The sequence below is a fragment of the Arenibacter palladensis genome (genome assembly GCF_900129275.1).
In the GTDB taxonomy this organism is placed as follows: Bacteria; Bacteroidota; Bacteroidia; order Flavobacteriales; family Flavobacteriaceae; genus Arenibacter; species Arenibacter palladensis.
Genome location: NZ_FQUX01000003.1, coordinates 492,771 through 500,776, shown reverse-complemented (window position 1 = coordinate 500,776; position 8,006 = coordinate 492,771). Strand labels below are relative to the sequence as shown.

The 8,006-nt window shown below is 36.4% G+C and carries 5 protein-coding genes; 4 read left to right on the top strand and 1 reads right to left on the bottom strand.

Annotated elements, in window-relative coordinates:
• A partial coding sequence (locus BUA60_RS12235; protein WP_245802542.1) for an Ig-like domain-containing protein occupies nt 1–918 on the bottom strand: 918 nt, incomplete at its 3' end.
• A gap of 787 nt (nt 919–1,705) precedes the next feature.
• Between BUA60_RS12235 and BUA60_RS12230 the strand changes: the two genes are divergently transcribed.
• The 4 genes from BUA60_RS12230 to BUA60_RS12215 are packed head-to-tail and all read left to right on the top strand — an operon-like array spanning nt 1,706 to nt 8,006.
• Nucleotides 1,706–2,839: a DegT/DnrJ/EryC1/StrS family aminotransferase gene (locus tag BUA60_RS12230; RefSeq protein ID WP_072862046.1), complete on the top strand. Its 1,134-nt coding sequence runs from the start codon at nt 1,706–1,708 to the stop codon at nt 2,837–2,839.
• Nucleotides 2,836–4,791 (top strand): polysaccharide biosynthesis protein, encoded by a 1,956-nt coding sequence (locus BUA60_RS12225; RefSeq protein WP_072862045.1) that lies wholly within the window; start codon nt 2,836–2,838, stop codon nt 4,789–4,791. Before BUA60_RS12230 ends, BUA60_RS12225 begins: the two co-directional genes overlap by 4 nt.
• 57 nt (nt 4,792–4,848) lie before the next feature.
• Nucleotides 4,849–5,607: a polysaccharide biosynthesis/export family protein gene (locus tag BUA60_RS12220; protein WP_072862090.1), complete on the top strand. Its 759-nt coding sequence runs from the start codon at nt 4,849–4,851 to the stop codon at nt 5,605–5,607.
• Nucleotides 5,608–5,630: 23 nt separating this feature from the next.
• Nucleotides 5,631–8,006 (top strand): GumC family protein, encoded by a 2,376-nt coding sequence (locus BUA60_RS12215; RefSeq protein ID WP_072862044.1) that lies wholly within the window; start codon nt 5,631–5,633, stop codon nt 8,004–8,006.

Here is an 8,006-nt window from a genome sequence, read left to right as displayed (position 1 = left end):
AGTTACATTGTTAACACCATTTCCGCCTATTGCTCCTATATTAAAATTTTCATCTTTTCCCCATGAAATACTACAGTGATCTAAAATAACATTTTTTGTAGTTCTTCCACTATAAGCTACAATAGTAACTGCATCTTCACCTGTATCGGCAGAGTTCCCCGGTCTAAATCTTAAATAACGTACAATAGTATTAGATCCTTGTATCCTAATCCCGTGATTGGCTATGGTAATTCCACCACCAGGTGCAGTTTGGCCAGCAATAGTTAGATCACCATTATCAGGACCAACAGATAAATATGAATTAAGATTAATATTTCCTGCAACTTTAAATACTATTGTTCTTTTGCCTTTCATATCCAAAGCGCTTCGTAAACTACCTGAACCGCTATCATTTAAATTGGTAACCTCTACCACAATGCCACCTCTGCCTCCGGTGGTATTTTTTCCAAATCCCTCGGCACCCGGGAAAGCTTTTAAAGCCCCCATCTCTGAAGGTGATGTAGGTTCTGTTGGGGTCTTGTCGGTCACGGTCACAGTTACCGATCCGGTTTCTGTTGTAACAGTATTATCTGGGTTGGTAACAGAAGCGGAATAATCGAACTCATCACTACCGGTCTGGTCAGTATCCGGGGTATAAGTTATGGTGTTATCGTCGTTAACTACTGCTGTACCCATTTTAGGGGGTGTTACCTCAGTTATGGCCACTTTTTCGGGTTCTTCAAAAGTATCGTTGCTTAAAGGAGAGATAACAATTGGATTGTTGGCCAGTGTAACAACCACATCGTTAACTAAAAAAGATTGTGGGTTTTCTACTACATACTCGGCCAATAGATCGGAATCCTTGTTGCAGGAAAAACTTAAGATGAGGACAAAACAAACTAGGGTCACTTGTAAGAGATTCTTGGGGTGAAATTTCATAAGTTAAGACATTTATTTAAACGATAATCTTTTGGGTTCTACAATATTATCTATTTTTACAATATCATCGGCAAAATACCTTCTATTTTCGATGAACTGCACATTTTAGTTGTAATGGTGGTTTTACGTTTGCTTTCAATGGTTTGGATTTTTTTAAGTGCTATTTTCGATGAAATACACTTTTCTTTAAGATAATTTTTGATTTTTAGCTGATTATCGAATTTTTTCATGTGTATTTTCTGTCATATGCACAGATTTTTTTAAACTCATGGAGCTTGCCGATCATTAGTTAAATAGGTAGTTTTTACATTGTCTCTTAAGGCAATGGTTGATGGAATTCATTTTAGTGGTTATTATTTTAAAGAGATCGCTTAGGAATTGGGCCGGGCGCAAAAGCTTCATGAGTCCTATTTAAACTTTTGTCCAATTCATGAAGGTCATTTTTGGAATATATTATTTTCTTTAAATTGATTGGAAAACTCTACTATTTATTTCCTATCTTAAAGGTTGCGGACAATGTTGTTTGCCAAAAGTATGTAAGGTTGTTTAAAGCAGCTTAATTGGTCAATTTATTATTTGGAAATGGGTTGTTTTTAAGGGTATTTGGATATTGTTGTGATTTATTTGAAGTATCTTGAAATTAGAGGTTTTTAGTAATGGTAAAATCTACATTTGAGGCATTTAAACGATATTTTTAAGTCTTAAACGAAATTAGGTGGTATTATGATTTAATACCGAAAACTATGTATATTTTTGTCTAGGTACTTTACATAAACACTAAATATTGATGACTATTACAAGTACAAAAATTTGGCTTTCCTCTCCACATATTGGGGAAGGTGAACAACGCTATGTTAAAGAGGCTTTTGATACCAATTGGGTAGCACCGTTAGGTCCAAACGTAAATGGTTTCGAGGCCAGTATAGAAAGTTATTTGGATAATGATGTACATGTAGCTGCATTGAGTTCAGGTACAGCGGCAATTCACTTAGGTTTGATGTTGCTTGGGGTGTCTAATGGTGATGAGGTGATTTGTCAAAGTTTTACCTTTTCTGCTTCGGCGAATCCAATTTGTTATTTAGGAGCCAAACCAATATTTGTAGATAGTGAGAAGGATACTTGGAATATTTCACCTTTTTTGTTGAAAAAGGCTATTGAGGACAGGATTGCAAGAGGTAAAAAACCAAAAGCCATTATTGCGGTCCATCTATATGGAATGCCCTATAAGGTCAATGAGGTAAAGGCTGTTGGGGAACAATATGGTATTCCGGTATTGGAAGATAGTGCGGAGGCCTTGGGGAGTACCTATGCAGGTGTGAAATGTGGCAGCTTTGGAGATATTGGTGTATTGTCTTTTAATGGAAATAAAATAATTACCACCTCTGGAGGTGGAGCCTTAGTTGCAAAGAATAAGAAATATAAAGATAAAGCTGTCTATCTAGCAACACAGGCAAGGGATAATGCCCCACATTATCAACACTCCGAAGTAGGTTATAATTATAGAATGAGCAATGTGTTGGCCGGAATTGGAAGAGGGCAAATGGAAGTTCTGGATGACCGAGTTGCGGCTAGAAGATCTAATTTTAAATATTATAAACAAGAATTAGGACATATTTCAGAAATTGAATTTTTAGAAGAAATGCCAGAAATGTATTGCAATAGGTGGCTTACATGTATTTTGACACCATCGGTACAATTTCGAGAAAGAATACGCCTAGCATTGCAGGAAGTTGATATAGAGTCCCGACCTTTATGGAAGCCGATGCACTTACAGCCTGCATTTGAAAATTGTGATTATTATGTTGATGGTACTTCAGAAGATTTATTTGATAGAGGTTTGTGTCTTCCTAGTGGTTCCAATCTGCAAATGGGGGATCTTGATCGAGTAATTGAAGTAATTAAAATAGCAATGACCAAATGATACAACACTACTTAACCAATAGGGCGCAGAAATATACTTCCAAATGGATCGTGTTGGTAATCGATTTAATGTTGGTAACCATAACGTTTGTGTTTTCTTATCTTATCCGTTTTAATCTTACCCTTAATTTTGATAGTGATAAATTACTATTGCAGCTACCGGTTATCATGTTAATTGGTGCAATATCCTTTTTAATAACCGGTTCCTATAAGGGTGTAGTGCGACATACCGGCGTAAGGGATGTATACAATATTTTTAATGCTATATGTCTCTCCAGTATCATTACCATATTTATGGTAATCCTTAATCGGGAAATGGATTTTATGGACGGTTTTACAGTTCCCTTATCTATAATTATTATTCATAGTCTTTTGAATTTTATCGCTTTAACTGCCTCCCGATATGTTTTTAAGACCGCTTATTACAATTTTGTTAAGCAATTTAAGATAACCAAGAACGTACTTATTTATGGTGCCGGAGAATCTGGCATTTTAACCCAAAATGCCTTGACAGGCCACAGCGGTAGTATTTCCAAAGTAGTGGGTTATATCGATAAGGATTATGAAAAAGTAGGTAAAAATATTAATGGGGTACGGGTATATGGTCCAGAGGTACTTACGGACTATTTTATAAAGAGCAATGATATATCTGAGATTATTTTTTCAATACAGAATATAGATCACAATAAGCTCAGACAATTGGTGGAAGAATTAGTCGATTTCCCCGTGCAAGTTAAAATTGTTCCTCCTATAGAGGATTGGATCAATGGAGAGCTGAAAATATCCCAGATCAAACAAGTACAGATCGAAGACCTTTTGGATCGGGTACCGATCAATATCAAGAATAAGAGAATAGCCAATGAACTTAGGGATAAGGTAATCTTTGTAACTGGTGGCGCAGGTTCAATTGGTAGTGAACTGGTAAGGCAGATAGCCAATTGCGAATACAAATCCTTAATTGTTATTGATCAGGCCGAATCTGCGTTGTACGACTTACAGCAAGAATTAAAACAGAATGGATTCCATAATTTCATTCCCATAGTCGGGGATATAAGGGATAAAAATAGAATGTCTTCTATTTTTCAGGAATATAAACCCCATATGGTGTTCCATGCTGCAGCCTATAAACATGTGCCACTCATGGAGTATAATTCCTATGAGGCCATTAAAATTAATGTGGCAGGTACTAAAGTTATTGTGGACCTGTCCTTAGATAACAATGTGGATAAATTTATTTTTGTTTCCACGGATAAAGCGGTTAATCCGACCAATGTAATGGGAGCTACTAAGAGGATCGCGGAAATGTACATCAGCTGTGCCGAACAATACAAGAAGACAAAGTTTATTACCACAAGATTTGGAAATGTACTAGGGTCCAATGGTTCAGTAATTCCTCTGTTTAAAAAACAAATAGAGAAGGGTGGTCCGCTAACAGTTACACATAAGGAAATCACTCGTTATTTTATGACTATTCCAGAGGCTGCACAATTGGTTTTGGAAGCTGGAGGAATGGGTCAAGGGGGAGAAATATTTATATTTGATATGGGTGATTCCGTAAAGATTTTTGATCTGGCAAAAAATATGATCAAATTATCTGGACTGAAATATCCTGAAGATATCGATATCAAAATTACAGGGCTTAGACCGGGCGAAAAATTATACGAGGAGCTACTAGCCAATGGTGAAGATACTATGCCTACATATCATAAGAAAATTATGATCAGTAAATCCAGGGAATTGATTTATGAGGAGACCAAATCCAAAATCAATGAATTATGTGTTTCTAACATGTTTTTTAATGAAAATACGGTTAAATTGATGAAAGAGATTGTACCTGAATATGTTTCAAATAATTCAGAACTCTGTAAACTTGATAAAAAGGAGTCCAAACCCATTGAGGAAGCTGAGGTTGCAGCCCATACAAACCTTACAAAGAAAATTTTACAGTCCTAAATTTTCATTATACTTGCATTAGAAATCCGCTATATTATGTTTAAAAACAATAAAATTATGGGCTTAAGAGCTTTTGCCTTAGTTGTATCTACTATATTAATATCCTCCTGTGGGTCTAAGAAAGATGTGGTTTATTTTCAGAATGCCAGTGCTTTTGAGACCATAGTCAGCGATAATTCCAATTTAAACCGGTTTAAGATTGACGATGTACTGAGCATCAATGTTTCTACCTTAGATCCCCAGGCCAGTGTGCCTTTCAATATTATGAAGGGTATTGTTGAGGGGGGAATGAGGCCAGAAGAGCTGGATTATATCATTGACAAAAACGGTGAAATAGATTTTCCAGTTCTTGGCACTGTCAAATTATTGGGGCTTTCACCAGGTGAGGCCAAAAACTTGTTAACCGAACGATTAAAGGATTATTTAAAGGATCCAATTATTAACATTAGATTGAAAAATTTCACCGTTACTGTATTGGGTGCCGTAAATAGACCAGGGACTTACGCTGTAAACGGAGAGCAAATAACAGTATTGGAAGCCTTGGGATTGGCAGGGGACCTTAACATAAAGGGTATGCGTGATAATGTAATGGTTATCCGTGATTTTAACGGAACCAAAGTGTATACTCGAATTGATCTCACCAAAAAAGAAGTTTTAAACTCGCCGGTATATTACCTAACCCAAAACGATGTAGTGTATGTTGAGCCCAACAAATCACTTATTGCTTCTGCAACCCTAGATAGTAGGTCTTCTATAGCACTATCTATCGCTTCAATTATAATTACTACTACCGTAGTGTTGATTACAAGAAATTAAATACAATAAAATTATTGATTACAATGGGTTTGAACTCTCAAAATTTATCCTCTGAACCTGGATTAAAAGATTATATAACAAATTATACCAAACATTGGAAATGGTTTGTGCTTTCTGTTCTAGTGGCATTGGCAATTGCTTATGTAAAGCTAAGGTATTCTGTTCCAGAGTATGCGGCCCAAGCTAAAATTCAAATATTGGATGATAAAAATTCCAATTCCGAACTCAGTACTTTTCAGGATTTGGGAGTGATGGCTGGTGGGACTAATAAGGTTGAGGATGAAATAGAATTAATAAATTCCAGGTCGAATTTGATTGAAGTGGTAAAGAAGTTGGGTCTCAATGTGAAGATTACCTCTTTAGGAAAGATTTTGGATTCTGAAATATATCAAAATCCGCCCTTTAAAGTCAATTTTATTGCTAAGGATTCCATAATTAATAATGCTAATTTTAATTTTTATCTGACCATATCCAATGAAACTACCTTCGGTTTTACGCTTGAGGAGGGCCAGCCTATTAAACCTTATTCCTATGGAAAAAATATTTCTACTCCCATTGGAGACATCGTAATTACCCCCAATGTTACGGACATTACGGCCTACCGGGACAGAAATTACAGAGTAGCTATTACACCAGTGGCCCTAGTAGCACAACAATATCAATATGGTATTAGGGTTTCACCCGCCGCTGAATATTCCAATATCCTGAATATTTCGTTGAACGATCCTATACAAAAAAAGGCCAAGGATATTATCAATACCTTGATAGAGACCTATAACAACAATGCCATTGCGGATAGGAAGGCAGTAGCGGACAGAACATCTGAATTTATCAATGACAGGATTACAGAAATTTATTCCAACCTTTCTATACAAGACCAAACAGAGGAAGATTACAAAGCAGGAAGGGGTATTACCGATATAGCATCACAGTCTAGCGTTAATTTAACGGTAAGTGCCAGTAGCCAACAAGAATTGCAAAATACGGCATTACAATTGGACATTGCTTCCTCCATGAAAGACTTGGTCGAGAATCAGGAAGGTTATGAAACTCTCCCCTCCAATGTGGGATTATCCGATCCCACTATTGCGAATACCACAAATAGATACAATGAATTGGTAGCGGAAAGGAACCGATTGTTAAAAAGTTCCAATGAAAAGAATCCAGTAATTGTAAATCTAGATCAACAATTGCAAGGATTAAAAAGGAGTATGCAATCCAGTTTGGGAAGTATGACCAATAATTTAGCACTACAAGTAAATAGTCTAAGCAGTCAGCTATCAAAGGTAAATTCCCGATTATACGCTGCACCAAAAAATCAACGTGCCTTAAGGGACATTGGTAGGAAACAGGAAACTACGGAATCTCTTTACCTTTATTTGCTTCAGAAACGGGAGGAATCCCAGATTTCTTATGCATCGGCCAAACCAAAATCAAAAATAATTGATCAATCCTATAGTGTTAGTTCATTGCCCGTATCTCCCAATAGTAAGATTGTGTATATGACGTTCTTTTTGTTTGGGTTAATTATTCCATTTTCAATAATCTATGCCAACGACTTACTGGACAATAAAGTTCATAGTAAAACTGGTTTGGAGAGATTAATTAGAGACATACCTGTATTGGGGGAACTTCCAAAGCTGGGTAAGAAGGAGGCAAAGTTGGTAGGTAAGAATGATCGGTCTATTTTGGCAGAGTCCTTAAGAATTATAAGAACCAACTTAGACTACATGATAAAGTCCAAAAGTAATGATGGCAGAGGAAACTTAATTTATATTACCTCTTCTGTGCCGGGCGAAGGGAAAACATTTCTTTCTTCGAACCTTTCCATGATATTTGCCAGTACTAACAAAAAAGTACTTTTAATAGGGGCCGATATCCGAAATCCGAAATTGTATAGTTTCTTTAAAAGTAAAAACATAGACGAGCTTGGTGGATCTTCAAGAAATAGAGACACTGGATTAACGGAATATTTGTACGATAAGGATTTGAATGTCAAAGATATTACACATTCCATGTTGGTACACACCAATACCATTGATGTTATCTACTCAGGAAAAATACCACCCAATCCGGCAGAACTTTTAATGAGTAACCGAATGAAAGAATTGTTGGAGGAGGTTTCTGGGAAATATGACTATGTCATAGTAGATACCGCGCCTTTGATGGTAGTTACGGATACCTTATTGATTACGGAATATGCGGATCATATTATTTATGTAACCAAAGCTGGGGTTACGGAGAAGAAAGTACTCGATTTTCCGGTTAAATTAAAAAAGGAGGGAAAATTAAATGGATTATCTTTTGTTGTGAACAATGTAAAGGTTTCCAATTTGGGGTACGGTGGTTCATATGGATATGGATATGGCAAGTCCCATAAAAAATGGTGGCAGTTCTAA